At 36.8% G+C, this 26,536-nt stretch carries 21 protein-coding genes; 5 read left to right on the top strand and 16 right to left on the bottom strand.

The genetic code is table 11. The features are described 5' to 3' along the window. Nucleotides 1–127: 127 nt before the first annotated feature. The 9 genes from LKL37_RS15850 to LKL37_RS15890 form a co-directional block, all read right to left on the bottom strand. Nucleotides 128–937 (bottom strand): N-acyl homoserine lactonase family protein, encoded by an 810-nt coding sequence (locus LKL37_RS15850; RefSeq protein ID WP_431611477.1) that lies wholly within the window; start codon nucleotides 935–937, stop codon nucleotides 128–130. Between the two features lie 71 nt (nucleotides 938–1,008). Beyond that, the gene (locus LKL37_RS15855) at nucleotides 1,009–1,569 is read right to left on the bottom strand and encodes a Crp/Fnr family transcriptional regulator (RefSeq protein ID WP_257201204.1); all 561 of its coding nucleotides are present in this window, start codon (nucleotides 1,567–1,569) and stop codon (nucleotides 1,009–1,011) included. Nucleotides 1,570–1,799: 230 nt separating this feature from the next. Next, nucleotides 1,800–2,816: a hypothetical protein gene (locus tag LKL37_RS15860; protein WP_431611478.1), complete on the bottom strand. Its 1,017-nt coding sequence runs from the start codon at nucleotides 2,814–2,816 to the stop codon at nucleotides 1,800–1,802. 139 nt (nucleotides 2,817–2,955) lie between these two features. Next, nucleotides 2,956–4,287 (bottom strand): quinol:cytochrome C oxidoreductase, encoded by a 1,332-nt coding sequence (locus tag LKL37_RS15865; RefSeq protein WP_431611479.1) that lies wholly within the window; start codon nucleotides 4,285–4,287, stop codon nucleotides 2,956–2,958. Between the two features lie 8 nt (nucleotides 4,288–4,295). Next, entirely contained in the window at nucleotides 4,296–4,982 is a 687-nt protein-coding gene (locus tag LKL37_RS15870; RefSeq protein WP_129038798.1) for a c-type cytochrome, read from the bottom strand. A gap of 1 nt (nucleotide 4,983) precedes the next feature. Further along, entirely contained in the window at nucleotides 4,984–5,505 is a 522-nt protein-coding gene (locus tag LKL37_RS15875) for a DUF3341 domain-containing protein (protein ID WP_047376185.1), read from the bottom strand. After that, a complete protein-coding gene (gene nrfD / locus LKL37_RS15880) occupies nucleotides 5,492–6,889 on the bottom strand; it encodes an NrfD/PsrC family molybdoenzyme membrane anchor subunit (RefSeq protein WP_431611480.1) in 1,398 nt (465 codons plus the stop codon). Before nrfD ends, LKL37_RS15875 begins: the two co-directional genes overlap by 14 nt. A 25-nt stretch (nucleotides 6,890–6,914) precedes the next feature. Then, a complete protein-coding gene (locus tag LKL37_RS15885; protein ID WP_431611481.1) occupies nucleotides 6,915–9,980 on the bottom strand; it encodes a TAT-variant-translocated molybdopterin oxidoreductase in 3,066 nt (1,021 codons plus the stop codon). A 23-nt stretch (nucleotides 9,981–10,003) separates the two neighbouring features. Continuing rightward, the gene (locus LKL37_RS15890) at nucleotides 10,004–11,362 is read right to left on the bottom strand and encodes a c-type cytochrome (RefSeq protein ID WP_431611482.1); all 1,359 of its coding nucleotides are present in this window, start codon (nucleotides 11,360–11,362) and stop codon (nucleotides 10,004–10,006) included. A gap of 184 nt (nucleotides 11,363–11,546) precedes the next feature. Between LKL37_RS15890 and LKL37_RS15895 the strand changes: the two genes are divergently transcribed. Then, a complete protein-coding gene (locus LKL37_RS15895; protein ID WP_431611483.1) occupies nucleotides 11,547–12,104 on the top strand; it encodes an SPOR domain-containing protein in 558 nt (185 codons plus the stop codon). A gap of 55 nt (nucleotides 12,105–12,159) precedes the next feature. Here LKL37_RS15895 and LKL37_RS15900 read toward each other — a convergent pair whose 3' ends face one another. From LKL37_RS15900 to LKL37_RS15925, 6 genes are all read right to left on the bottom strand, one after another. Then, nucleotides 12,160–13,437 carry a DUF6080 domain-containing protein gene (locus LKL37_RS15900; protein ID WP_431611484.1) on the bottom strand — a complete coding sequence of 426 codons (1,278 nt, stop codon included), beginning with the start codon at nucleotides 13,435–13,437 and terminating at the stop codon, nucleotides 12,160–12,162. Nucleotides 13,438–13,514: 77 nt separating this feature from the next. Beyond that, nucleotides 13,515–14,378, bottom strand: coding sequence for a T9SS type A sorting domain-containing protein (locus LKL37_RS15905; RefSeq protein WP_431611485.1), 864 nt, complete (start codon nucleotides 14,376–14,378; stop codon nucleotides 13,515–13,517). 82 nt (nucleotides 14,379–14,460) lie between these two features. Next, entirely contained in the window at nucleotides 14,461–16,002 is a 1,542-nt protein-coding gene (locus tag LKL37_RS15910; protein ID WP_431611486.1) for a protein adenylyltransferase SelO, read from the bottom strand. Nucleotides 16,003–16,077: 75 nt separating this feature from the next. After that, nucleotides 16,078–18,456 (bottom strand): transglycosylase domain-containing protein, encoded by a 2,379-nt coding sequence (locus LKL37_RS15915; RefSeq protein WP_431611487.1) that lies wholly within the window; start codon nucleotides 18,454–18,456, stop codon nucleotides 16,078–16,080. Nucleotides 18,457–18,462: 6 nt separating this feature from the next. After that, nucleotides 18,463–18,927, bottom strand: a complete 465-nt coding sequence (locus LKL37_RS15920; RefSeq protein ID WP_431611488.1) for a gliding motility lipoprotein GldH — start codon at nucleotides 18,925–18,927, stop codon at nucleotides 18,463–18,465. After that, on the bottom strand, nucleotides 18,920–20,326 hold the full coding sequence (locus tag LKL37_RS15925; protein WP_431611819.1) for a PSP1 domain-containing protein: 1,407 nt from the start codon (nucleotides 20,324–20,326) through the stop codon (nucleotides 18,920–18,922). The genes LKL37_RS15920 and LKL37_RS15925 overlap by 8 nt, the downstream gene beginning before the upstream one ends. Before the next feature lie 466 nt (nucleotides 20,327–20,792). On the opposite strand from LKL37_RS15925, the gene LKL37_RS15930 reads away from it, so the two are divergent. The 3 genes from LKL37_RS15930 to LKL37_RS15940 all read left to right on the top strand — a co-directional run bounded on the left by LKL37_RS15930 (nucleotide 20,793) and on the right by LKL37_RS15940 (nucleotide 24,630). Continuing rightward, nucleotides 20,793–22,031 (top strand): OmpP1/FadL family transporter, encoded by a 1,239-nt coding sequence (locus LKL37_RS15930; protein ID WP_431611489.1) that lies wholly within the window; start codon nucleotides 20,793–20,795, stop codon nucleotides 22,029–22,031. 12 nt (nucleotides 22,032–22,043) lie between these two features. Then, complete coding sequence (locus LKL37_RS15935) at nucleotides 22,044–23,606, top strand: G-D-S-L family lipolytic protein (RefSeq protein WP_431611490.1); 1,563 nt, start codon at nucleotides 22,044–22,046, stop codon at nucleotides 23,604–23,606. A gap of 85 nt (nucleotides 23,607–23,691) precedes the next feature. Next, a complete protein-coding gene (locus LKL37_RS15940) occupies nucleotides 23,692–24,630 on the top strand; it encodes a ribose-phosphate pyrophosphokinase (protein WP_431611491.1) in 939 nt (312 codons plus the stop codon). Between the two features lie 27 nt (nucleotides 24,631–24,657). Here the strand turns inward: LKL37_RS15940 and LKL37_RS15945 are convergent, their stop codons facing one another. Continuing rightward, complete coding sequence (locus LKL37_RS15945; protein ID WP_431611492.1) at nucleotides 24,658–25,602, bottom strand: acyltransferase family protein; 945 nt, start codon at nucleotides 25,600–25,602, stop codon at nucleotides 24,658–24,660. Nucleotides 25,603–25,741: 139 nt separating this feature from the next. Here LKL37_RS15945 and LKL37_RS15950 point away from each other — a divergent pair, with 139 nt between their 5' ends. After that, the gene (locus LKL37_RS15950) at nucleotides 25,742–26,386 is read left to right on the top strand and encodes a 50S ribosomal protein L25/general stress protein Ctc (RefSeq protein WP_431611493.1); all 645 of its coding nucleotides are present in this window, start codon (nucleotides 25,742–25,744) and stop codon (nucleotides 26,384–26,386) included. The last annotated feature ends 150 nt before the right edge of the window (nucleotides 26,387–26,536 follow it).

The following is a 26,536-nucleotide window of genomic DNA, read 5'->3' on the forward strand; positions in this document are numbered from 1 at the left end:
TTTACGTAGTTGTAGATGGTTTCCAAGACTAAGTCTACGGCCAAGTTAATTAACCTGAATGATATTTAGAACATTTCAGTAGTCCACTGACTCTTTCGCTTTGATACAGTGTTGTTGGCGGAAATATCTAAAGTTCTATAACATGAGGTTTCATTTCGGAATCATGATTGGCAATTGCTTCTATGCAATTTGGTTTTTCGCTTTCGCTTTTAACCCATTCCAGTGAGGTTACCACTTTATGTTTATCTACCTGAACACCAGGTAAAATCATTTGTTCCCATGATTTTTTTGCATACCCTACATCGCTGGCTAAAAGCACAAAATTCTCGTTGTTTTTTATTATGGTTGCAGCAAGTCCCATTGTATGACCTGGTGTAGAGACAAATACTACTGTTCCGTCATTAAACAAATCGTAAGACAAGCCTTCCGGGCCTATTCCTGTTTTGCTGAAACTAAATAACTCAAAATCAATATTCTCCCACATGCTTGTTACATATCGTGTTGCTCTATCCTTGGTTTCTTTCCATTCTAAATCACTTACCAGGATCTTTTTAGCATCTTTTACCAGCTTTATACCGCTTACATGGTCGGCATGCAAATGGCTCAGTACTAAATAATCAATATCGGAAGTTTTATATCCTAACTTTGCTAATTGCTCGTCTATAGCATCGCCATCTGGTAATAAAGCTCTGCTTACAGAGTATTGTAGAAGTCCTAGATGCTTTTTTTGTTGTGTTCGAACATCAGAATGCCATCCTGTATCTATCAGAACAAGACCCTTAGGGTGTTCGATTAAATAAGCAGAAACAGGAAGCCAAATCTGGTGATTTTTGTTTCTAAATAATCCGGTATAAGCTAGCGGGTTAATGGTGTTTTCGTGAAAGGGGAGAGAACTGTCTACTCTTACCGTTCCGCAATGTAATATATGTACTTTCATCATTATGAATTTAATTGTGGCAAATTTATAATGATTTTTAGATAATATTTTTGATTTCAATCAAAAATAGGTTATTTTTTGTTTTTTAATCTACTTAATGTTTCTTGTGTTATTCCCAAATAAGAGGCAATATTTCCCGATGGTACATTTGAAACAATATCAGGGATTTCGATAAGCAAAGTTTCATATCTTTCTTTTGGAGTTTGAAATTTAAGGTTGTAAACCCTATCATTTGATTTTTTTATATAGTCAATCATTCCGCTAAAAATAAATTCCTGCATCAGAGCGTTATTGTTGATGATGTTTGTCCACTGTTCAAAGTCAACCATGACAACGCTTGTTTCTGATAACGCCTCAATTCCGAATTTACAGGTCTTATGATAAAAAATGCTCTCGATAGGAATGCCTATCATATTTTCCTGCAAGAAATACAAAGTTACATCCTTCTCCTTTTTATTATAAAACACCCGTGCTATTCCTTTTTCAATGAAATAGATTTGCTTAGAAGTATTTTCAATCGTTAAAATTAATTCTTTCTTGGAAAATTTTTTTCTACGAATACATTTTGCCAGTTCTTCTGCTGCTATGTCATTCAATAATTTCTTTGTTTTAAAAAAATCTAAAATGTTCATTATTGTTAAAATCTAATTTGTGAAATTTTTGCTAACCTCCCGGCGGCTTGCGAAGTAGCGCAATAGAAGTCGAAGCTTTCAATTATTTGCTACCGTAAGTAAAACAGCGAAGGTTTACTAAATTACAAAAACAAAAGCATAAACTAAGTTATTTTCGAAAGACTTAACCAGCACTTTTACTGAACTGTTTGATGATAGCTATGTTTTTGTGTATCATGCTTTTTTATTACCTATTTCTTATTCTGCTGTTCTTTCAAATCATCTTTGAAAAAAGTGTTGAAAATGGTCTGCATATTTGGGAATGAAGAATCTTGCCAGTAAGATGTTTTGTAGTTACTGTTGTCTTCATTAAATTTTACCTTTTCAATATCATTGTCATTATTGAAACTCAATTCTGTAGGGTAGAAATTAGTGTAAACCGCTATCTGATTATAATTGGGTTCGCTTTTATGTTTAAGCTTTACAAAAACAAGTTCATTGTATTCCAGGAAATCTTTCAGAGTCTTTTCTGACCCTTTTTCAAAAGACATATTCAGAATGGTTCTTATATCATAAAATCGATATCCAAAGAATGAAAACTCTTTTTCCTGAAGGATACCCTCCGTCACTTCGATCTGATCTTTTCGGTCTCCTTTTAATTCTTTGATCGTATTTCTTTTGTTTTTATATTCTTCCGGATTCCCTACATTTTTAAGCTTTGGAAGCTGGAGAGATTTGCCATAATCCCATGATGAAGTTTCTTTTTTTTCGTTTTTAGCTTCTGTCAATCTGAAAACCCTGTATTGCTCAACATTGGTACTTTTCAGTTTTTTGGTTTTATTATCAAAAATGTAGGTGACAATTCCGTCGGCATAACTATTTAGTTTGTTATTTACCGTTACATAGGCATTGAAGTTTCCTTTAATAAAAATATACTTTGCTGGTTTATTATTTTTAATAACAACTGTTTCAATTTCCTTCACCTGATCATTAAGCTTAATAACTGGCTGGTCAAAGTCAGAATAAGATAGTGTGGCAACCGGAAAATTATTATAAACCAGCTGAAACTTTTCCTGTGCCGGAGATAAAGCTTGCTTATCAATTTTCCCATCAATATCAGAGAAGGCGAGAATGTTTCCATCTTTTCCAAACACTGAAACCCTTGGAAGCGGCTGATTGTTTTTTTCAGATACAAACGTGATGGTCTGAGCCTGAATAAAATTAAACAGAAATATAAATAATGAGTAAAGGACAAATTTTGTTTTCATAATAAGAATTTGTTTTAGTTGGTGGTCTCATTATAGAGACGCATAAAGTTCAGAATGGTTGCCTGCTGACTCATATGCATAAAAAAAGACTGATCGTTTTAACAATCAGTCTTTTATAATTTTATTTTGTTACAAGTCCTTAGAAAGGATACTCATAAATTTCAGATTCGTGTAAGAATGGGTTTCCTGTAGGAATCAACTTCAGTTTAGATAAAGCTGAAAGTACAGTAAACATAAATAATCCGATTACGAATAACAATGCTCCCAAGATTAGGATGAATACTTCCGGAGTGTTCCAGTAAGGTCCTACCGTTCCCGGCATTACCATATTGAAATAATCCAAAATGTGTCCTAAGATAACTACTACTGCCATTGTTGTAACAACTTTGTAGTTTCTCTTGATGCTGCTGCTTACTAATACCAATAAAGGTAATAAGAAGTTTACGATCAGCATTGGTAAGAATGTTGTACCATAGTGCTGGAATCTTCCAAAGAAGTAGTTAACTTCTTCCGGAACGTTCGCATACCAATAAAGCATGAACTGAGCGAACCATGTATATGTCCAAAGCATACTTGTAGCGAAAAGGAAAACTCCTAAATCGTGTAAGTGATTGTCATTGAACTGAGGAAGGAATCCGTTTTTCTTAAGATATACACTTAGTAAAATGATTACAGCAATACCACTTGAAAGGCAGCTAACCATAGAATACCAGATATACATTGTAGAGTACCAGTGAGGGTCAATAGACATCAACCAGTCCCACGCCCAAGCTGCAGAAGCAAATCCGAAGAATGCGATATATCCTACTGCCCATCTGTAAAGGAATTGATATTCTACTTTTGATTTTGTCTCGTCTACTTTTTTAGACTGAGCTTTCAGTTTCCAAGCGAAGAAAGAAGCACCTAATACATAGATGAACGTTCTGATTGCATAGAAAGGAATATTCAGGAATCTTTTCTTTTCGAATAAGATCACATCGAAATGAGCAGAGTTAGGATCTGTCAAATCCGGATCCATCCAGTGGAAAAGGTGTCCTTGGTGGAAGATATTTAAAAGCATTAAAATGATCAAAATAGCTCCTCCGTATGGAATATAAGAAGCAATAGCTTCCATTACTCTTGTAATAATAATTGGCCAACCTGCATGTGCAGCGTGTTGAATACAATAGAAGAATAATACAGCACAACTTACTCCGAAGAAAAATACAGCTACAAAATGTATTGCCGCTAAAGGCTGGTTGTGGATCTGTAGAGTAGCGTGCTCCAGGTGAGCAGCATGGTCTTGAGGTCCTACCATTTCACTTGAGTGAGTAGGTGCATTATGACCGGAAGCATGAACAGCCTCCATCATTTGTTCAATCTTCTCAGTAGAAATTCCTTTGTTCATAAAGAAACCAATACCAAATAGCACTAAACCTGCAACAAGAAGTATTAAAGAAGTTGATTTTAATTTTGGTGAAAAACTATACATTTCTTTTCTTATTTTTTAGTTTCAGTAGTAGTTTCAGGTTTTGCTTCAGTTGTAGCTGCCGCCGCTGGTGCTGCTGCTCCTTTTTTGAAAGCACTCATCACATACATTGCAACTCTCCATCTGTCTCCAGCGTTTAGTTGTCCTGCATAAGATCCCATCGCGTTTCTACCGTTTGTTAATACATAATGAACAGATCCTACAGTAATTTCTCTATCAGCATAGTTGGGCACTCCGGAGAATGCTCCACTTTGTACGATAGGTCCTTGTCCATCTCCTCCTGTTCCGTGACATGCAGCACAAGTGTGATCAAACAATACTTTACCTCTTTCAAGATCCTTAGCTGCATTAGCTGGGTTCAGAGGAGATACTGTAAGTTTTTTAGAAGCATCATACCCTGCGTTGTACTCGTCAACATTTTTAGGTAATAAGCTTTCTTCAAAAACACCGTCTTTATTCTGAGGAACTGATCCTTCTACTGGAGAAAGACCTGTTGCACCATTATTTTTAACAAAAGCAGGAATTTCATTTTCATGATCTGAATAAGCGTCTTGAGCTTTCATCAATGGATCATAAGCTACCGGAAAATACATATCCGGGAAATATACCAGCGGAGTGTTCTCCTTTGGTCCGCAAGAGTTAAGTAAAACTGTTGTTAAACCTAAAACTGCTGTAATTTTTAATACATTCTTTTTCATTTTAAGCGTCTTTAACAGTTATTTCTTCAACTCCAGTTTCAATAAGCAACTGTTTTACAGATTCTACATCTTCAGTTACAAATTCCATCATGAATTTATCGTCAGTAGTTCTTGGATCTGGGTTCTGAGCTGGAGCTCCCGGATACATTTTGTTTCTAACCAAGAAAGTTAAAGACATCATGTGAGCTGCACAGAATACCATTAATTCGAACATTGGAACTACGAATGCAGGCATGTTGTGTGCCCAGTCAAAAGCTGGTTTACCACCAATATTCTGCGGCCAGTCATGATTCATTACATACCAAGTTACAGTAGCACCAATAGTAACACCATAAAGAGCATATAAGAATGCAGCATCAGAAATTCTGGTTTTCTTTAACCCTAAAGCTTTGTCTAGTCCGTGAACCGGAAACGGAGTGTAAACCTCGTTTATTGCGATTCCTTTATCGTTGAATGCTTTAACGCCGTTCATTAAATCGTCGTCGTCAGCATAAAGTCCGTATACAATTTTAGTGGTGCTCATCTCCTTCTTTTGCTTTATAAGTTTCACCTGAGATTTTCAAAATCGATTTTAATTCAGCCTGTGCAATTACAGGGAATGTTCTTGCGTATAATAAGAATAATACAGAGAAGAATCCGATTGTTCCTAAATATACACCCACATCAATGATCGTTGGCTTAAACATTGTCCATGATCCTGGTAAGTAGTCTCTTGAAAGGTTGATAACGATGATATCGAAACGCTCAAACCACATACCGATGTTGATGATTAATGCAACAATGAATGTCCAGATAATGTTCGTTCTAAGTCTTTTGAACCAGAATGAAGCAGGAACAACAAGGTTACAGATGATCAATGACCAGAATGCCCACCAGTAAGGTCCTACAGCGGCACCTGGAGAAAGATATGTGAAATCTTCAAATCTAGATCCTGAGTACCATCCGATGAAATATTCAGTTGCATAAGCTACAGTTACCATACCACCTGTAAGAACGATTACGATGTTCATAATTTCGATATGATACATTGTGATGTATTCTTCTAAGTGACACACTTTTCTAGCGATCAACAATAGTGTTTGTACCATTGCAAATCCTGAGAAGATTGCTCCTGCAACGAAGTAAGGAGGATAGATCGTAGAGTGCCATCCTTTAATTACTGAAGTCGCGAAGTCAAAAGATACGGTAGTGTGTACTGAGAATACAAGTGGAGTAGCCAAACCTGCAAGAACCAAAGAAAGTTCTTCGAATCTTTGCCAGTGTTTTGCTTTACCACCCCAACCGAATGCAAGGAATGTATAAATTTTTCTAGTCCAAGGCGTTTTCGCTCTATCTCTGATCATTGCAAAGTCAGGGATTAGTCCCATGAACCAGAATACAGTTGATACTGAGAAATACGTAGAGATTGCAAATACGTCCCAAAGTAGAGGAGAGTTGAAGTTCCCCCAAAGAGAACCGAATTGGTTTGGTAAAGGGAATACCCAGTATCCAACCCAAACTCTACCCATGTGAATTACAGGGAAGATTGCTGCCTGTACAACCGCAAAGATCGTCATCGCCTCTGCAGATCTGTTTACAGACATTCTCCATCTCTGTCTAAATAATAATAATACTGCTGAGATTAGGGTTCCGGCGTGACCGATACCTACCCACCATACGAAGTTGGTAATATCCCAACCCCAGTTAATAGTTCTGTTAAGCCCCCATGCTCCAATACCTGTCCCGATAGTGTAAGCGATACAGCCGAATCCATAGAGGAATAGAATTAGTGCAGCATATAATGAGATCCACCATAATTTACCTGCTCTTTCTTCGATAGGTCGTGCAATATCTTCTGTGATATCGTGATAAGTTTTGTGACCAATAATTAGAGGTTCCCTTATCGGAGCTTCGTAATGTCCTGACATTTTTTACCTATTTATTATTTAAACTTTATTTTTCTACTCTGTTTCTTACTTTAGTATGATAGAACACATTTGGTTTTGTTCCGATCTCCTCTAGTAAATAATATCTTCTGTTGCTAGAATACAATTCTCTAACTTCAGACTCTTTATCATTCATGTCTCCGAAAGTCATTGCTCCAGTAGAACAAGCAGCAGCACAAGCACAAGAGTTCTTGAACTCATTATCTGTTACTTTTCTGTTCTCTCTCTTAGCTGCTAAAATAGTAGCCTGAGTTTCCTGAATACACATTGAACATTTCTCCATTACCCCTCTAGTTCTTACAACTACGTCTGGGTTAAGTACCATTCTTCCTAAATCGTTGTTCATGTTGAAATCGAACTTGTCATTTAGGTTATACGTAAACCAGTTGAAACGTCTTACTTTGTACGGACAGTTGTTTGCACAATATCTTGTACCGATACATCTGTTGTAAGCCATATGGTTTTGACCTTGCTTACCGTGTGAAGTAGCCGCTACCGGACATACAGTTTCACAAGGAGCGTGGTTACAGTGCTGACACATTACTGGTTGGAAGATTACATCCGGATTGTCTGCAGGGTGGTTTAATGCACCTCCGTCTCCGAAAGCAGTACCATACAATTCAGGTACAGCCATTCCTTCTTTCAATCCTTCGTATACTTCTACTTTCTGTCTTGAAGAATAGTAACGGTCAATTCTTAACCAATACATATCTCTGGACATTCTTACTTCTTCTTTACCTACTACAGGAACGTTGTTTTCTGCCTGACAAGCAATTACACAAGCTCCACAACCTGTACATGAGTTCAAGTCGATAGATAAGTTGAAATGAGGTCCATCTGTATCATCGAAAGCATCCCAAAGGTCAATTTTTCTTGCCGGAAGAGCTCCACTGATAGTGTGGTATTCCAAAGGCTTGTTCCATCCTTTGTGCTCATCATCGAAAGGAACATTGATGAACTCAGCTAAAGGAACTTCTTTAGCGATTTCATAACGACCCATTAATGTATTTTGAAGCTGGATACCTGCAAATTCGTGGTCTTCTCCTGTTTTTTCAATTTTAACTCCTGAAACAGCAAGGTTAGAACCGTCAAATAAAGGATAAGCGTTTACCCCAGTATCTGCAGTTGCTCCTGAGTTTTTCTTACCATAACCAAGTGCAAGACCTACAGATCCTTCTGCCTGACCAGGTTGAATAAATACAGGAACATCTTTTATTGTTACTCCGTTTACAGTAAGGTTTACAATAGAACCATCTAACTGCATTCTTGCGTTAAGATCGTTATCAATGGCAAACTTCTCTGCATCTTTAGGAGAAATTGTCAAGTAGTTATCCCAAGACATTCTTGTCAATGGATCTGGTAATTCCTGCAACCAAGGGTTGTTTGCCTGAGTACCGTCCCCCATAGAAGTCTTAGTGTATAATACCAATTCTAATTCAGAAGCTTTGAAGTTTCCTAGTTCTGCAACAGCCTGAGCAGCGTTTCCGCCTGCGTAAGCCAATGTTGTTGCATTATTAGAAGTAGTAATACCGTTATACAATGCTTTGTTGAAAGATGTAGCACCTAAGATTGAAGCTGAGCTGGCTTTTAAATAATCGTAGTAGTTATTCGCAGCATTGTTTTTACCGTTTTTCCAAACCAATAGAGATTCTTCAATCTGTCTTGATTTGTAGATCTTCTGAATTGTAGGCTGCATTAATGAATATACGCCAGTCTGTGGTTCGATATCTCCCCAAGACTCTAGCCAGTTTGCAACCGGAATTACAGCTTTCGCTGCTTTGTACATTTCATTTTTCTTATCAGCGACAGCAATTACATAAGAAACTTTAGATAAAGATTTTTTGAAATCTTCTCCTTTTGGATGAGAGTAGATAGGGTCTACGTTGTTGGTAATTAATACTCCAACCTGACCTGCATTTACCCATCCTAAGAATTCCTGGTATCTTGCTTTATCAAATTCTTTAAGGAAGTTTGCTTTACCTGTGAAAGCTACTGATCCTAATTTTTGGTTGATTAAGTGTGCTAAAACCTGTGCTCCTTTAGAACCGTCAGCAAAAACAACAGCTTTGCTTCCTTTTGCTTTCAATTCGTTAGCAATTTCAGTAGCAGTCTTATCAGTAGTACCACCACCTACAATTGCGTTGTAAACTTCAACTAAAGTTTTGTTTACAGCACTTGGCTTTAATCTGTATCTTGAGTCAGCGTTCGCTCCAGTTAATGACATGTTAGATTCCACCTGAATGTGTCTCAACATGGTTTGACCTGGCTTTCTTGCTGCGGCATAAGAAGTTTCTAAGCTTGAAGCGTTATAATCTCCTAAGAAATCAGCCTGGAAAGAAACTACCAATTCTGAACCTTTAAGGTCATAAACAGGTAATGCTCTCTGTCCGAATACTTCCTGAGCTGCATCTAATGCTGCAGAGTAAGGGAAAGCATCATAAGTTACTAATTCTGCTGTAGGGTATTTCGCTTTGAATTCACCGAATAACTTTTTGAAAGTTGGCGAAGCAAAAGAGTGTGACAAAAGCACAATCTTTTTACCTGACGCTTTAGCTTCTTCCAAACCTTTAAGAACGAAACTGTCTACTTTATCGAAAGTTTCGTCTTTACCGTCTAGTTTAGGTTGTTTTACTTTATCATTATCATAAAGAGAAAGTACACTTGCCTGAGCTCTTGCGTTAGTTTTACCTAAATCACCGGCAGCTGGGTTTGGATCAATTTTGATGGGTCTACCTTCACGGGTTTTTACTAAAACACTAGCGAAATCGAAACCGTCAAAATATGTTGATGCATAATAATTAGGAACCCCTGGAATAATATCGTGTGGTTTTACCACGTAAGGGATTGTTTTGATTACCGGAGCTTCGCAGGCAGCTAAAGTAACTGCTGCTGTGGAGAATCCTAATAATTTAAGGAAATCTCTTCTTGAAGTACTTGATCCGTTTTGTTCAGCATCTCCAAGGAAATCTTCTACCGGAATTTCTTCCTGAAACTCTTTAAGAGCCAGCTTACCATTTAAAGCTGGGTCTTTAAGTTCATGAATACTTCTGAATTGTATTTTGTTTGAAGCCATTTATACTTCTAATTTTTTAGTTATTAATAATGACATTTACCACACTCAAGACCTCCAATTGCATCTACAGTGATCTTACCTCCATCTTGTGGATACTGTTTTTTCAACTTGTCATGTAGATTTTTGAAGTACTCTTTATTATAACCGTTGTTCATATCAACTTCAGTCGTTCTGTGGCACTCGATACACCATCCCATAGTAAAGTCGTTAGCCATCTGAACAACATTCATTGTATCAATTTTACCGTGACAAGCCTTACATACAACATCAATTTTGTTGTTAGGATTCTTTTTGTTGAAAGAATTGATGATCGCCTGCTCACCTGCTACTACGTGCTGAGAGTGGTTGAAGTAAACGAAGTCTGGCATGTTGTGGATTCTTGTCCATTCAACCGGCTGTGTTTTCCCTGTGTACTGTTGTTTTGCAGGATCCCAACCTGTTGCAGCATAGATCTTCTGGATTTCTCCGTCATAGAATGCCTTGTCTTTTCCTGGCTCCATGTAGTGATCTGCGTTGTATTCAGAAATTGTTCTGTGACAGTTCATACAAACGTTCATAGAAGGAATTTCAGATACTTTTCCGTATTTAGCACTAGAGTGACACAATTGACAGTCAATTTTTTGTTCTCCAGCGTGGATTTTGTGAGAGAAGTAGATAGGCTGCTCAGGTTTGTACCCTTTGTAAACCCCGATCCACATCAGCCAGTTCCATACTCCGTAAGCTGCCAAAATAGCCAGAATAGCTAATAGCCCCTTACCGATAAAGTGGAACTTCTCATACATTTCACTGAACGAACGAACTCTTGTTTCATTCAATCCTGCTAATTCTTCAGACTGACCTAATGTTACCAGTTGTCTTAGTTTAACCAAGATCCAAACCAGTAAACCTGCGATCGCTAAAAGTGAAATGATGACAACGTTTGTAGTCGTTTTGTCTGCTGGTGCTGCCGCAGTGGCGTCAGCTGCAGGAGTTGCTGCCGGCTTTTTCTCTTCCGGAGCAGGAGGATTAGTCGTGAAAGCTAAAATGTCGTCAATATCCTTATCTGTAAGATTTGGAAAGACCTGCATTTCAGTCTTATTAAACTTTTCAAAAATCTCATTGGCGTATTTATCCCCAGAAGCTCTAAGAGCTTTATTGTCTTTGATCCACTTGTGAAGCCAATCTTTGTCTACACCACCTTCTGTCTTTACTCGTTCTACAACCCCCTTTAATGGTGGTCCAACAACTTGTTTGTCCAGCGCGTGACATGCAGTACAATTCGCTTTGAAAAGTTTCTCTCCGTTTTTAGGATCGCCGTCTTGCCCGTAAAATGAAGCACTGGTTGATAGCAATAAGCCTATTGCGATCAACGTTTTTTTATAATGCTTTCTCCAACTAATCATTTAAATTATCTTATGTTAGTAAATTATTGAACATTCAATCAATTCCGCAAAAATAATATTTTTAACAGGAATTTAACGGTATATCGAAAAGGGAAAATATCATTTACGTTTAATTTGTATTGATTCTAAATAACTAGTTTGGTATAGTTTTTTAATTTGTATAAATTTGCGCAAACAAGTTTAAATGAGAAATTTGATTAAAATATTTTCGATATTATCACTATTTGGTTTTTATAGTGTTGGAGCCCAGCAAGTTGTTAAAAAGGACACCCTTTCCGGGACAGAGCTTGTTATGACTATGGATTCCAAAATAAATGCAGCTTTGGAAGGAATTGAAGGGAAATGTGCTAAAACTGTTCCTACAAATTCCACTAAAGATTTTAATTCTGGTGATAATGGAATTTCTACAGGGATAAGTACAAAACCTCCCAAAATCTATGTTCCGAACAGAGAACTTACGAATGCTGAAATTTGTAAAAAAAATCCTAGAATTTTAGGGTTCAAAATTCAAATTACTACCGTGAAAAGTAATGAGGAAGCTAATGAGGTAAAGTCTTATTTCAGAAAAAGATTCCCTAATCTGAAAGTGGAAACGGATGCTTCTTTAAGACCTAATTATAAGATTTTAGCAGGAAGTTATTTTACCAAGCAAAGTGCGGCGAGTGATCTTTCGAAAATCAGGGAATATTTTAAATCTGCAGTTGCTGTACAGTATAGAATTTTCTGTGCTGAAGCCAAATAGAAGTGATTCATTTCAATATAAAATAAAAAGCTGAGAAATTTTTTCTCAGCTTTTTTTATTGGTAATACGTTTCCATAAACGAGAAAAATTCTGCCATTCGGAACAAATTATTGATCAGTAGATAAACAAATAGCATAGCCAGAGTCAACGTTAAAAATGACATTATCTTCGATGAAGATCTGTAGGCAAAAAAGAGCCATCCCAAAAGAAGTGGATATACAAAAACAAAGTGTCCTCCGTAAATATAAGAGGTATGAAGTCCGAACCTCATCACACAATGGATGACAATATCGACGAAAAATGAAATAGCAATAATCTGAACCCACTTGTTTTTGAAATTTTTAAAATAACTCCAAATTATCAGTATCAATACTATAGCTATAAAAAAGTATGGAAAAGATGATGAATAAAGGTCCATATACAGTCCTTTAAAATGAAATCCCTTCATATTATGCTTATCCGATATGATGAATCCCGGGAAAAGAATATTGCCTCCGAAAAAGAATGAGAGAATCATATCCCAAGTGGGCATGGATTCTACATTAGAGAATTTTTCGTACTGTTGATTGGTTTTGGAAAAGATATTCTGATATTTAAAATCAATTCTGTTCAAATAGAGAAGTACAAAACAAATCGTGGCAATTGCTACTCTTAATACAGCATTCCCAAACTTTTTCCAGTCTCTGAAAAGATTTTTTTCAAAAAGAAGGGGGATAAAAACTTTTATAAAATTAGTAATGGTAAGACCACCGATTGTGATTCCGGCCAGTGAAAGTACTGCTGCAGGTGTTTTTTCTTCCTTCCTTAATTTTATTGCTGCATAATAATTGTACAAGGAGAGTAGAAACAGGGTGTATGTAAAGTTTTCAGGAGTAAATGATAATATAATATTAGTTGAAAAAGCCCCAAAAAACAAGATAATTAAAATACTTAGCCACAAGGGAAGGCAAATGATGTTCTTTAGATATTTGAAAACCTGAACAATATTTAAGGTGATAATGATATTGCTGAGCCAGGCTAGTGTAAGTCTGAAGTTGGCATCCATTTTTCCGCCTGAAATAAATAATGAAAATTCTCTTACCCAGTTGAAAAAATAATAGGATAGGGGATGTCTTTCAAAACTACCTCCTGTCATCAGAATAGATTTATTATCAAAACTGAAATAGGCATCCCATGGGATTCTGCTGTCGAAAATAATTCTGTAATGAATCGCAATATATGAACCTAAAATTCCATAGCAGATAATAAAAAACAGAAAAACTGCCATTTCAGTATAAGTGGAAGGGAAAATCAGTTTGAAAAAATTGATAATTTTTGTTTTGATAAAAGACACGTGCCGGATTTTTTTGCAAAAGTAAAATAAAAAAACCACCAAAAGTTGGTGGCTGTGTAAAGATTGTATAAACGTGATTATTGTTTGATTACTTTTTCTGTGGTAGACGTTCCGTCTGCGAAGTCTACTTTTAACAGGTAAGTTCCCTTTGAAAGTGAAGAAATATCTGCATTTCCGGAGTCGTTTGTCTTAAGGGTTTTTCCTGACATGTCGATAACGGATGTTGATTTGATCTTTTTATCGGTTTTAATACTAATTTCTCCTTTTGAAGGATTAGGATAAACGGAAAGAGTATTGGTCTTTGTTTTTGAAATTTCATTGGTGGCAAGGGTTCCGTTGGCAACAACCAGCACATCATCAATTGAAATAGCATCAGCATCATTGGCAACGTACTGGAATCTTACTTTTACGTTGGCCTGTCCAATATATGTGGTAAGGCTTTTTTGTACGTTAACAGTATTATAAAGATCGGTATCTATATTGCCGTCACCATCATCGGTAAAGGCAGGTTCGCTGTCCTCATTCCAGAGAGTGGTCCAGTTGGTTCCTCCGTCTGTTGAGATTTGTGCCAGGAGATTACCTTTGTTCAGGCTTATCATATAACCCCAGCCCACCTTTACTTTGAAGCTGAAGACTGGACTTGTGGCTCCCACTAAGCTAAAAGCTGGACTCATAAGATTTGCGGTATTTGCTCCCGAGATCCAGTCAATTGTAGCGGAATTAGTTCCGGCAATAGTAAACCTTGTTTTTAGTTCAATATTAGATGCTGCAGTTCCGGAAAAAACGGTCCCGGTTAAATCCCATGCTTTTGAAGCATTTGTATTAGATTTTGTCCATCCTGTTGGAGGAAATGTTGTCCCTTCGAAGCTTTCCGAAAGTAGCGTTTGGGCATGGCTGTAGAAGCATGATGCCAATGCTAAAGAAAATACAATTTTTTTCATATTAAAGATTTTTCTAAATGTAGTGAAAATATTTAATATGCTAAAAATATGCTAGTTAATGAGCGTTTTTGTTGTTAATTTACTAAGAACTGCATGAAAGTGTAGAACATCCTGCAGTGTCGTCATAGCCGGATGGTCTTTTGACAGAAAACTCAGCGTATACTTCCTGATAAGGAGATTCTATTGCTTTGGTTAGTTTTTCCAGCATTTCTTTTTTACCATTATTGATCTCTTCAATACATTCGTAAAGGAGATAGTTTCTGAGGATAAATTTTGGATTTGTTTTTTTCATTATCGCTAGCGAATCTTCTTTTGAAATAGCATTTAATTCTAATCTTGCTTCATAGGTTATGATGAAATGGCTAAGCTTTTCCAGCATTTCTTCATTTAAAGTGATATACGAAACTTCTTTAAAGTGCTCTTTAAGATCAGTGTCTGGATTTGTTTTTTCCAGTTGGCTGAAAAACAAGGTGTAGTCTAGCTGAAGTTCCTGCATTAAGCCCTGCCAATTTGTGAAGAAATCTTCATCTTCTTTTCGAAGCTGATCAAACCCGAATTTCTTACAAAGCATTTGATCATGAGCTTCCCAGAAATATGTTCCGAAATGATTTAAAGTATCTTCTAAAAATTTTTCATCTTTAATTAATGGATGAAGAGCATTAGCTAGCTGCCAAAGATTCCATTGGGCAATTTGTCCCTGCTTTCCGAATGCATATCTTCTTCCGGGAAGGTCTGTTGTATTGGGAGTGAAATTCAAATCATATTCATCCATCATAGAATAAGGTCCGTAATCAATAGTTAATCCCAGAACAGACATGTTGTCGGTATTCATTACTCCATGCACAAAACCGACTCTGAACCATTCAACCATTAAGTTTGCAGTACGGGTACAAATATTTTCAAAGAAGTCTTTGTATTTCTGAATGTCTGATGATGTGATTTCCGGATAATAATTTTCAATAGTAAAATCGGCTAATTCCTGTAGTGTGTTGTATTCTCTTTGGGCTGACATCAGTTCAAAATGTCCGAAACGTAGAAAACTTTCGGCAGTTCTGATGACCACTGCTCCTTTTTCAAGCTGTGGATTTCCGCTGTACATAATATCACGCATTACGTCTTCACCGGTAAAAGCGAGGCTAAGCGCTCTTGTTGTAGGCACTCCTAAATGATACATTGCTTCGCTCATCAGATATTCCCTTACGGAAGATCTTAAAACGGCTCTTCCATCAGCATGTCTGGAATATGGAGTAGCTCCGGCTCCTTTCCATTGAATTTCTGTTTTTTTACCAGAATCATCTGTGATCTCGCCTGCAAGAATCGCTCTTCCGTCTCCCAGCTGTCCTGCCCAGTTTCCGAACTGATGTCCTGCATATGCCGTAGCATATGTTTGAACGTTTTCCGGAAGGTTGTTTCCCACCAGAAAGTCCAGATCCTTATCTTCAAACTTTCCTAATCCTATTTCCTCTGATAATGCTTCATTAAAGGAAATCAGTTGGAGCTTATCAAAGCCGGCAGGTTGGGTGGTAGCAAATAAAACCTTCGGAGTATTTCTCTGCATAAGGTTATTGGAAAAATCACCGGGAAAGGTCTCGATAAAAGGCTGTCTGATACGTTCGATATTCATCCTTCAAAGGTATTAATTATAAAAGAAAAGACCTTCCAAATTATTGAAAGGTCTTATGTATTTCTAAAAGAGAATTTATTTATTGAAATCTACTTCATCATTGGAATGAAGGTTCTCATTGATGTTGTCCTCTTTCTTTTCTGTTGGTTTTTTAGGAGTTGGATCTGCCGGTCTAGGATTTTTGATCTCATCAATAGTCTGAAGGCTTCCATCGTCTCCATATCCTCCGCTTAAACCTTTAAGGTTTGAGCAGCCGTCTTTCCAGTCTGAAGGTTTGATAAATTTATCATCAGGCGTAATACCTAAACTTTTATCAGCCCATACTTTCTTCATGAAGATCGCCCAGATTGGCAATGCCATTTTCGCACCCTGACCTTCACCTGTTCCATAGAAGTGGGTTGCTCTGTCTTCCCATCCAACCCATGCTCCGGTAGCTAGTTTTGGTGTAATTCCCATAAACCATCCGTCGGAGTTATTCTGAGTTGTTCCCGTTTTAGCTGCAATTTCTACTGCTTTTGAGATTCCTCTTCTTCCTAGTTCTCCGGAAGCGGTTCCGTATTGTGCAACACCTTTCATCAGTTCGATCATAGTGTATGCATACATTGGGTTCATTACTTCCTTCGGTTCTACGTTTACTTCTTTAATTACTCTACCGTTGGCGTCTTCAATTCTCCAGATCATTTCCGGTTTGTTGTGGTTACCATAGTTAGCAAAAGTACTGTAAGCACCTAACATTTCATAAATTGTAATGTCTGATGAACCTAAAGCAATTGTATTGTTTCTTGGAATATCTTCTGTTACTCCCAGATCTCTTGCTGTCTGGATTACAGCGTCTACTCCTGTCATTTCAATAAGTCTTGCAGCAACAGGGTTTTGAGAGTGTGCCAATGCATCTTTTAAAGTTAGCATTCCTCCTCTTCCCGGTACATGCCATCCGTTATGATCATAAGTTCCGTTAGAAACAGCCGAACAAGGAGTCATTCCCAGCTTCATAATAGCAGTTGCATATACGAAAGGTTTGAATGTAGATCCTACCTGTCTCTTACCTTGTTTGATGTGGTCATATTGGAAATGTTGCCAGTCGATACCTCCTACCCAGGCTTTGATTTCTCCGGTTCCCGGAACCATAGACATCAAGCCTGCCTGTGCAATTTGTTTGTGATATCTGATAGAGTCCCAGGGAGACATTTCTACCTCTTCTTCTCCGTTCCATGTGAATCGTGAAGTTTTGATAGGTTTCTTGAATTCCATCATGATAGAATCGTCAGGCATTCCGTCAGCTTTCAACAGTTTGTATCGGCCGGTTCTTTTCATTGCCTGAACCATTACACTGTTGATTTGTTTGTCGTTCAGATAATAGAACGGTCTGTTCTTTCTTCCTCTCTGCTCTGCGTCAAATCTTTTCTGAAGATCTGTTAAGTGTTCCTTGATTGACTCTTCTGCATATTTCTGCATTTTAGAATCAAGGGTAACATATATTTTTAAACCGTCTTTGTAAAGGTTTAGCTTTTTACCGGTTTCTTTTTCGTGAGTTTCAAGATATTTATCAATTTCTTTTCTCAGATAAAACTTGTAATAGGCCGAATAATCATCGTTAATATTTTTGATTGGATGATAATCTAATGTAATAGGTGTAGCAGTAGCTTTATCAAACGTAGCCTGATCTATATAGCCTGTTTTTAGCATTTGATCCAAAACAACATCTCTTCTTGCTTTTGCTCTTTCCGGATTTCTCATCGGGTTGTTTTTTACCGGATTTTCAAGCATGGCAACAAACATTGTTGCTTCGGGTAAAGTAAGTTCGGATGTCTTCTTGTTAAAGTATATTTTGGAAGCCATTTCAATACCGTTTGCATTGTATAAAAAGTCAAACTTATTGAAATATAATGTTACAATTTCTTCTTTGGTGTATCTTTTTTCAAGACTTACAGCCACTACCCATTCTTTAAGCTTTTGAAAAACAGCTTTAATTTTATTATCTGCTCTTTTTCCTGTAAAAAGTAATTTTGCCAACTGCTGGGTTATCGTAGATCCTCCACCTCGGCCACCACCAAAAACTACGGCTCTGGCAACAGACTGAAGGTCAATCCCGGAGTGTTCCTTAAAACGTTCATCTTCTTTAGCCTGAAGGGCATAAATAAGGAAAGGAGGAAGATCCTTATAAACGATAGGTTGTGTTTTCTCTTTTTCGAATTTACCCAAAGTGACTCCGTCTGAAGAAATAATCTCTGAAGCAACAAAGATGTCCGGATTTTCAAGTTCTTTTACATCAGGCATTTCCCCAAGGAATCCTTGAGAAACCGCAAAGAAAAGTCCTGAAATCCCCAGAACTACTGCAACAAGTCCGATCCAAATGAACGAGACCCATTTTCTCCAGGAGGTATCTTTCTTTTTTTTGGGAGGCAGAGGAAATGTTTTCCCCTTATTTCCTGCATTTTTTTTGTTTTCTTCCATTTATGGTTACGGTTTAGCCGTTTCTATTTTTACCCCGATATCCTCAATTCCCGAAAGGTTGTCATTTCTCATCGCCTGTAACAGACTGATTTCATATTTTCCTTTTGCCGGAAATCTATAATTTAATTTATACTGAAACAAAGTTTCCTTCGTATCACCAAACCCTGTACCAAGCCATTCTCCATTTGGTTTTGCCAACACATAATTCAAGGTGTCTGTTTCCTTTTTTTTGCTCTGGAGATTAGTGAAATTCACTATAAACCTTATATTACTGTAAGGATAACTGTTGTTGTTTCTTACAACAAATATAATATTTTTAGGATTCTGCGGATCTGAAATTTCAAGATTAAATTTTTGCTCACTTTTCTTATTCCATTTGTTATCAACAGAATTCATGATGACATCTCCTCCTGAGGAAGAGTTGCAGCTAAAGAAAAGGATAAGTGACAGTAATCCTAAAATTTTATGCATTGTTATCTTTTTTTGGAGGATATTTCTTTTTGAATTTCTTCTTGTTTGGATTGTTTTGAGGCTTTTTGTCAGCATCAGCACTTCCTTCTACTTTTTCCACCGCTGGTTTTTGCTGTGGATGTTGTCTTTGAGGTCTTGGCTGATTTCCGGATTGAGCATTAGCATTCGGGTTTTCGGGTTTTTCAGATCTTTCTGGTCTTTCCTGCCTTTCTGGTCTGTTTCTTTTTTGCCCCTGTGGCTGTCCCTGTTGTCCCTGCTGATTGTTATTTTGCTTATTCTGGCTATTGTTTCTGTTCTTGTTTCCTCTGTTTTTCTTTTCAAAACGATCCATATTGTTTTCCTGGATCAGATCAATAGTGTGGGTAGAGGTTTCCGGCTGTTTCAAGTCTTCAAGAGGAAGTGTTTTTTCTCCTCTTTTGTTTTTTGAAATCAGTTTTTTAACAAGATCAATATCGAAATCATACCATGCCATAGAACTATCTACGTAAGCAAACCACATTTTCTTTTTGAAAACATCAATTTTGATACAGAAAGCTCTTCCTTTTTCTGTGTCTAAAATAGTTGACGAAGAAGGGAAATTGCTTAATGCATCCAGATAGCTGTCAAGTTCATAGTTAAGGCAGCATTTAAGTTTACCACATTGTCCGGCCAGTTTCTGAGGGTTAATACTCAGCTGCTGATATCTTGCCACATTGGTGTTTACAGATCTGAAATCCGTAAGCCATGTAGAACAGCAAAGCTCGCGTCCACAAGATCCGATTCCTCCTACTTTTGCCGCTTCCTGTCTGAAACCGATTTGCTTCATGTCGATCTTTGTGCGGAATGCTCCAGCATAATCCTTGATCAACTGTCTGAAATCTACTCTGTTTTCAGCGGTGTAGTAAAATGTGATTTTTGAAGAGTCACCCTGGTATTCCACATCGGTAACTTTCATTTCAAGACCTATTTTTTGAGCAATTTTTCTTGCTTCAAGTTTTACGCCGTCTTCTTTTTTTCTTGCTTCCTGCCATACCTCAAGGTCTTTTTGGTTGGCCTGTCTGTATATTTTGAGTGCCGATTCTTCAGAAAACTTTTTCTTTTTCATCTGAATCTTTACTAATTCTCCCGTAAGGCTTACAACGCCTACATCGTGTCCCGGACTTGATTCTACTGTAATTACGCTACCTATATGTAAAGGAATATTATTTACATTCTTATAAAACGATTTTCTGTCATTTTTAAACCTAACTTCTACAAAATCACACCTGTTTGGTGCCGGATTGTTGATGTTAGAAAGCCAGTCAAAAACACTTAATTTATAACTATTCCCGCAGGTATTTACATTTTCACAGCCATTTGCGGTTTTCTTAGGGCCGCAAGAATGTGCAGAATCGCCGGATGTTTTACATCCACAACTCATATTTCTATTATTTATAATCTGCAAATTTATGTATTTTTATCTTTATGCAATTCTAAAATACTTAAATTACCTGAATTCGGGACAAAACATTTATTTATTTTAAGCAAGAATGAATGCCAGAGACTGGGATAATGATGTTTTAAAGAAAATAAAAGAGGGCGCTTTTTTTTAATTTAACATTTTTAATCACCACTTATTTAATTTAACATTCATTATTATTTTACTTCCTTGTTCTGGTTTTTACCTTAAGATAACTTTTAAGTTAAACATTTGTTTAAAATTAAACAGCTTGATTTTTATTTATTTTAAATCCTCTTAAGTAGTTATGAATGTTCGTTTTATCTTTTATTTATACAAAGGTGTTATTTTAAACATAGTTTTCTTTTAATATATTGTTTAAAATATTGGCAAATATTAACAGACGTATTCAAAATAATTTTATATTTGGCTTATATAATAACAGTCTATGAAAAAAATATTAGTATCAACTGCTTTATTGGCGGGAGTTCTATCTTACGCAGGAGGCTTCAGAGTTTCCCTGCAGGGGGTAAAACAATTGGCAATGGCGCATACTAGTGCTCATGCCGAAGACGCGAGTGTGACATTCTTTAACCCGGCGGGTATGTCATTTATCCCTTCCAAACTGAGCGTAGTGGCAGGAGGGTTTGCTGCAAGTAACAAAGTTACTTTTCAAAACTTCAATACTTTACAAAGTACAGAAACAGATAACCCTGTAGGAACTCCTTTCTACGCTGCGATTACTTATAGACCAATAGAAAAACTAACAGTAGGTCTTAGTGTTACAACACCTTTTGGAAGCACAATTAAGTGGCCAAATGACTGGGAGGGTAAAGAAATGGTTCAAAAACTTGAACTGAAAAGTTTCTACTTCCAGCCAATGATTTCTGTGAAACTTGCTCCATGGGTATCATTTGGTGCGAGCTATATCTATGCAAAAGGAGTTGTAGATTGGGATAAAGCTGTAACACAGTTTGGAGGACAGGTAAATATCAACGATAAAAAAGCAAGCGGACATGGATATGGTTTCGGTTTCTATTTCAGACCTGATCCGAAATTAGATGTGAGTATTGCCTACCGTTCAGCAATAGATATGAAAGCTAAAAACGGTACAGCTACATTCCAGTTCCCGTCTCAGTCTATTTATACACAGCTAAAGCTGAATGCAGCAGGGCAGGATGGCTTCTCGGCAGTTCTACCGCTAGTGGAAGAATATACAATCGGTTTAACGTACAAAGTGACACCGAAATGGCAGGTTTCTGCAGACTTTAACTATCATGGATGGGAGAGATACAGCAAGCTTACTTTAGATTTCGAGAATGCTCCTATTGGGAATAACCCAACAGATCCGACTATTCTTACAAGTCCTAAGAACTTCAAAAATTCCAAAACATTCAGATTGGGAACTCAATATGCGTTCACCAACATGATTTACGGACGTTTGGGAGCTTATTATGATGAAGCACCTTATACTACAGATAACTTTATTCCGGAAACACCTTCATATGACACCTATGTGGTAACAGGAGGGATCGGTATTAAGCTGAAACAATTCGGAGTTGATATTGCAGGAGGATATGCAATGCCTCAATACAGAAATGTAAATAACGCTACTCTAGGTTTCTACGGACAATCGAAAGCAACAGCGTTTTACTTAGGTCTAGGTTTATCGTATAATCCTTTTTAATTTTAGAAGACTATGAAAAAAATTATAATATCGACAATTGCAGTTTCTGCACTTCTTTTTACGGTAACAAGCTGTAATACAGATTTCGATACGGATGTAAAAGATATCCAGGTAACAAAAGGTGATGCAGATTTTACAAAATATATTTCACTGGGAAATTCACTTACTTCCGGATACCGTGATGGAGCATTGTACAGTAGTGGCCAAAATGAATCTTACCCAAGTATGATTGCAGGACAAATGAGACTTGCAGGAGGAGGAGATTTTAAACAGCCATTAATGCCTAATGATGTAGGAGGTTTCAATAATCTTCCGGGATTTCCTGGAAAATTAAATCTTCAGGTGGTTAATGGATCTTTAACTCCGGTGGCTAGTGCTCCGGCAGGGGCATTAGATGTTTTATCTGGTGGAGGAACTTATAATAATATGGGTGTGCCTGGTGCAAAATCTTTCCACTTGGTGGCTCCTGGATATGGCAGTCAGGCAGGTCTTGCTACAGGAACGGCTAATCCTTATTTTGTGAGGTTTGCTTCTTCTGCTACAACAAGTGTATTGGCTGATGCCATGGCTCAGAAGGCAACATTCTTTTCTCTTTGGATAGGAAATAATGATGTATTATCATATGCTACCAATGGAGGAACAAACTCTCAGACGGTAGGAGGGGTTACAACATACACAGCCGCTACAGTTCAGACTGGAAATACGAATCCTACTACTTATAAATCAAATGATATTTCTGATCCTGCACTTTTGGCCGGATCTATTAAAGCTGTTTTAGATGGCCTTAAAAGTGTAGGAACAACAAAAGGTGTTATTGCTAATATTCCTTCTGTTACTTCAGTTCCTTTCTTTACTACGGTACCTTATAACCCTTTGACACCAGCTCTTTTAGGTTCGAATCTGACAACTCTTAATACAAGTTTATATGGTCCTTTGAAGCAGGCACTTACCGCTTTTGGAGCTGGAGATAGAATTAATTTACTTTCTGCATCCGGACCAAATCCGGTTTTAATTAAAGATGTTGCTCTTACGGATTTGTCAGCTCAGCTTACTGCTGCCCTTACACCTTCTTTAGGATTGCCTACAGCAACGGCTTTTGGACAAATCTTTGGACAGGCCAGACAGGCTACTGCAGATGATTATATCTTGCTTACTACGAGTTCTGTGATTGGAAGTACTGCAGCAGGGGTTCCGGCTCCGGTAAATATTTATGGTATTTCTTATCCATTGCAAAACCAACATGTTTTAACAAAAACAGAAGCAGGCTATGTGAAAACGGCTACTACTGCATATAATACATCTATAAAATCACTTGCTGACTCTTATGGATTGGCTTTTGTAGATGCAGGTGCTAAAATGCTGGAGCTGAACGCACAATCTGGTATCTCATATGACGGTGTGAAATATACTGCGAAATTTGTAACAGGTGGAGCTTTCTCTTTAGATGGAGTTCACCTTACAGGACGTGGATATGGTATTGTTGCTAATGAATTTATTAAGTCTATCAATGCTAAATATAAATCTACACTTCCACAGGTAGATCCGAACAAATATTCAGGAGTTAAGTTCCCTTAATAATTGATAAAATAAAAACTTAGAAACCACAAGAGTAAATCTTGTGGTTTTTTTTTAAATTTGCAAAATCTTTTAAAAAGTAAAAATGGCCGATCAGTTAAGTTATCTATTTTGTACAAGAACCAGCAAGGTCTTGGCGGAAAAAATTGCCCAGAATTATGGGAAAGAATTAGGAAAAATCAACTTTCAGGAGTTCAGCGACGGGGAATTTGAGCCTGTTTTGGATGAATCCGTAAGAGGAGGAAGAGTTTTTCTAATTGGATCTACATTCCCTCCTGCAGACAATCTTTTGGAACTTCTTCTAATGATTGATGCTGCGAAAAGAGCTTCTGCAAAGAGCATTACCGTAGTAATCCCTTACTTCGGACTTGCCAGACAGGACAGAAAAGACAAACCGAGAGCGCCGATCGGTGCAAAATTAGTTGCTAATCTTCTTACTGCAGCGGGAGCAACAAGAATCATGACAATGGATCTTCACGCAGATCAAATTCAGGGATTCTTCGAAATTCCGGTAGATCATCTGTATGCTTCTACTATTTTCGTTGATTATATCAAATCTTTGAATCTTGATAATCTTACTATTGCTTCTCCAGACATGGGAGGCGCAAAAAGAGCGAAGAACTATGCTGGCCACCTGGGTGCAGAAGTGGTAATTGCCTATAAAGAAAGAAAGAAGGCAAACGTGGTGGAAGAAATGTTCCTTATTGGTGATGTTACAGGTAAAAACGTTATCCTTATTGATGACATGATTGACACTGCGGGTACACTTTGCAAGGCTGCTGATATCTTAATTGAAAAAGGAGCAAGAACGGTAAGAGCTATGGCAACGCATGGTGTGCTTTCAGGAAAAGCTTATGATAATATTGAGAATTCAAAAATCCTGGAAGTTATTGTAACTGATTCAATTCCTGTTAAAGATAATATGTCATCTAAAATTAAAGTGCTATCGTGTGCTCCATTATTTGCAGATGTGATGAAGAGCGTTCATGAACATCAGTCAATCAGCGATAAGTTTATTATTTAGATAAAAAAATACTGATCGTTAAGGTTTTTATAAAATATATTTGAATTTTTTCTTCACTTGAATTAAAAACCAAGATAGGATTAAAGATAGGATAAACACAAAAATAATACGTGGTGTGCCTTGTAACTTAAAAATGTTTACAATAGGTAATTTAAGAATATACCAATGAACTAAATAAACACCTGTAGAATATAATGCTAAAGTTTTCTTATTCGAGTAAATATTTATGTTTAAAGCTATTAAGAATAATAGCGGACAAATAAAATAAAGACTCACGAGTATATCAAAACTTCCTTTCCCAAATATATAATTCGAGGAAACCTCAACGATTAGTATAATAATACTTAATAAAAGCAGCATATTCCATTTCATTTTTTTTTCTTGAACTGAAAATTTATTAAGGCTATAGCCTATAAAAATAAAAGGAAAGCAAAAGAAAAGAAAATTTCGATAGGTTATCATTGTTATTTTTTGTAAGCTATAAATATCCATATATTGAAGACAGATGCCTGTTATAGAGCATATAACGAATATTGAAAATAATATTTTATAATTCAATCTTCTTATAACCCAAAACATGATAAATGCAAATAAGGATTCTATGAGATACCATAAATGAAGAGGGCCGATTAATAATTGTTTTACAGTTTTCAAGATATTGGATCCAGGTGAATGCCATAAGGAATAATATAGAAAAACCCAAATTAAGTATAGGATAAAGAGTCTTTTTATCAAATTGAAAAATTGTTTTTTTGATTTGATGTCAAAAAAATAAAAACCATTAATCAATAAAAACATTGGAACGGCAATGCGGCCTATTCCTTCCCGGAAAAAATAAAACAAAAGTGGACTAATATCTGCTAAAAAGTTATTGCCGTGCAGCCCAACAACTAAAAAAGCCATAACTATTTTCAATATATCTATTGAAACTTTTCTTTGTCCAGATGGTTTTTCCTTTATTTCTTCTTGCATAAATTTTATTCATTAATTGTGTATAAAGCACTGAAGGCTAAAGGTAACAAAAAAACAGAATTCCATTTCTGATTTTTTAAAAAATATTGCTTTATTTAAAATAATAATACATACCTTTGCACTCTTAAATTTTTTATAAATGAAATCTATTACAATTCAAGGTACAAAAAGAGAAAGCGTGGGCAAAAAGTCTACAAAAGCTTTACGTGATGCTGAATTAGTTCCTTGTGTTGTTTATGGAGGTGAAGCACCTTTGAACTTCTCTGCTGAAGAGAGAGCTTTCAAAGGATTAGTATACACTCCTGAAGCACACACGGTATCTATTGAAGTTGAAGGAAAAACAATTCCAGCTGTTCTTCAGGATATTCAGTTTCACCCGATCACGGACAAAATTCTTCACATCGACTTCTATCAATTATCTGACGACAAGCCAGTGGTTATGGAGGTTCCTGTAAGAATTACTGGACGTTCTAAAGGTGTTGTTGCTGGTGGTGTTTTACGTCAGTCTTTCAGAAAACTAAAAGTAAAAGCTATTCCTGCTAACCTACCTGACGAAATCGTTGTAGATGTTACTCCATTAAGAATTGGTAACAAACTTTACATCGGTAGCATCAAAACAGAAGGTTACTCTTTCGTACACCCAGACAATGCAGTAGTAGTTGCTGTTAAGATGTCTAGAAATGCAATGAAAGGTGGTGCAGCTGCAATGGATGATGAAGATGAAGAAGAAGTTGCAACTGAAGAAGGTGCAGCTCCTGAAGCAGCAGAAACTGCAGCAGAATAAGAATTGCTTATTTAAACAATATAAGACCCGTCAATTTTTGACGGGTTTTTTGTTTTCCTTTATTTTCATATATATTCTTTGTTTATGCTATCGAATATTTCTATCAACTGACAACTATCAGCTTGTAATGCTATGCTCCCTTTCGGAAAA

The organism is Chryseobacterium sp. 'Rf worker isolate 10' (genome assembly GCF_050753305.1).
Classification (GTDB): Bacteria; Bacteroidota; Bacteroidia; order Flavobacteriales; family Weeksellaceae; genus Chryseobacterium.

Bases quoted from the DNA above. Each gene is read 5' to 3' on its own strand.
- LKL37_RS15850 (WP_431611477.1), bottom strand. From the start codon at position 937: ATGAAAGTACATATATTACATTGCGGAACGGTAAGAGTAGACAGTTCT.
- LKL37_RS15855 (WP_257201204.1), bottom strand. From the start codon at position 1,569: ATGAACATTTTAGATTTTTTTAAAACAAAGAAATTATTGAATGACATA.
- LKL37_RS15860 (WP_431611478.1), bottom strand. From the start codon at position 2,816: ATGAAAACAAAATTTGTCCTTTACTCATTATTTATATTTCTGTTTAAT.
- LKL37_RS15865 (WP_431611479.1), bottom strand. From the start codon at position 4,287: ATGTATAGTTTTTCACCAAAATTAAAATCAACTTCTTTAATACTTCTT.
- LKL37_RS15870 (WP_129038798.1), bottom strand. From the start codon at position 4,982: ATGAAAAAGAATGTATTAAAAATTACAGCAGTTTTAGGTTTAACAACA.
- LKL37_RS15875 (WP_047376185.1), bottom strand. From the start codon at position 5,505: ATGAGCACCACTAAAATTGTATACGGACTTTATGCTGACGACGACGAT.
- nrfD (WP_431611480.1), bottom strand. From the start codon at position 6,889: ATGTCAGGACATTACGAAGCTCCGATAAGGGAACCTCTAATTATTGGT.
- LKL37_RS15885 (WP_431611481.1), bottom strand. From the start codon at position 9,980: ATGGCTTCAAACAAAATACAATTCAGAAGTATTCATGAACTTAAAGAC.
- LKL37_RS15890 (WP_431611482.1), bottom strand. From the start codon at position 11,362: ATGATTAGTTGGAGAAAGCATTATAAAAAAACGTTGATCGCAATAGGC.
- LKL37_RS15895 (WP_431611483.1), top strand. From the start codon at position 11,547: ATGAGAAATTTGATTAAAATATTTTCGATATTATCACTATTTGGTTTT.
- LKL37_RS15905 (WP_431611485.1), bottom strand. From the start codon at position 14,378: ATGAAAAAAATTGTATTTTCTTTAGCATTGGCATCATGCTTCTACAGC.
- LKL37_RS15910 (WP_431611486.1), bottom strand. From the start codon at position 16,002: ATGAATATCGAACGTATCAGACAGCCTTTTATCGAGACCTTTCCCGGT.
- LKL37_RS15915 (WP_431611487.1), bottom strand. From the start codon at position 18,456: ATGGAAGAAAACAAAAAAAATGCAGGAAATAAGGGGAAAACATTTCCT.
- LKL37_RS15920 (WP_431611488.1), bottom strand. From the start codon at position 18,927: ATGCATAAAATTTTAGGATTACTGTCACTTATCCTTTTCTTTAGCTGC.
- LKL37_RS15925 (WP_431611819.1), bottom strand. From the start codon at position 20,326: ATGAGTTGTGGATGTAAAACATCCGGCGATTCTGCACATTCTTGCGGC.
- LKL37_RS15930 (WP_431611489.1), top strand. From the start codon at position 20,793: ATGAAAAAAATATTAGTATCAACTGCTTTATTGGCGGGAGTTCTATCT.
- LKL37_RS15935 (WP_431611490.1), top strand. From the start codon at position 22,044: ATGAAAAAAATTATAATATCGACAATTGCAGTTTCTGCACTTCTTTTT.
- LKL37_RS15940 (WP_431611491.1), top strand. From the start codon at position 23,692: ATGGCCGATCAGTTAAGTTATCTATTTTGTACAAGAACCAGCAAGGTC.
- LKL37_RS15945 (WP_431611492.1), bottom strand. From the start codon at position 25,602: ATGCAAGAAGAAATAAAGGAAAAACCATCTGGACAAAGAAAAGTTTCA.
- LKL37_RS15950 (WP_431611493.1), top strand. From the start codon at position 25,742: ATGAAATCTATTACAATTCAAGGTACAAAAAGAGAAAGCGTGGGCAAA.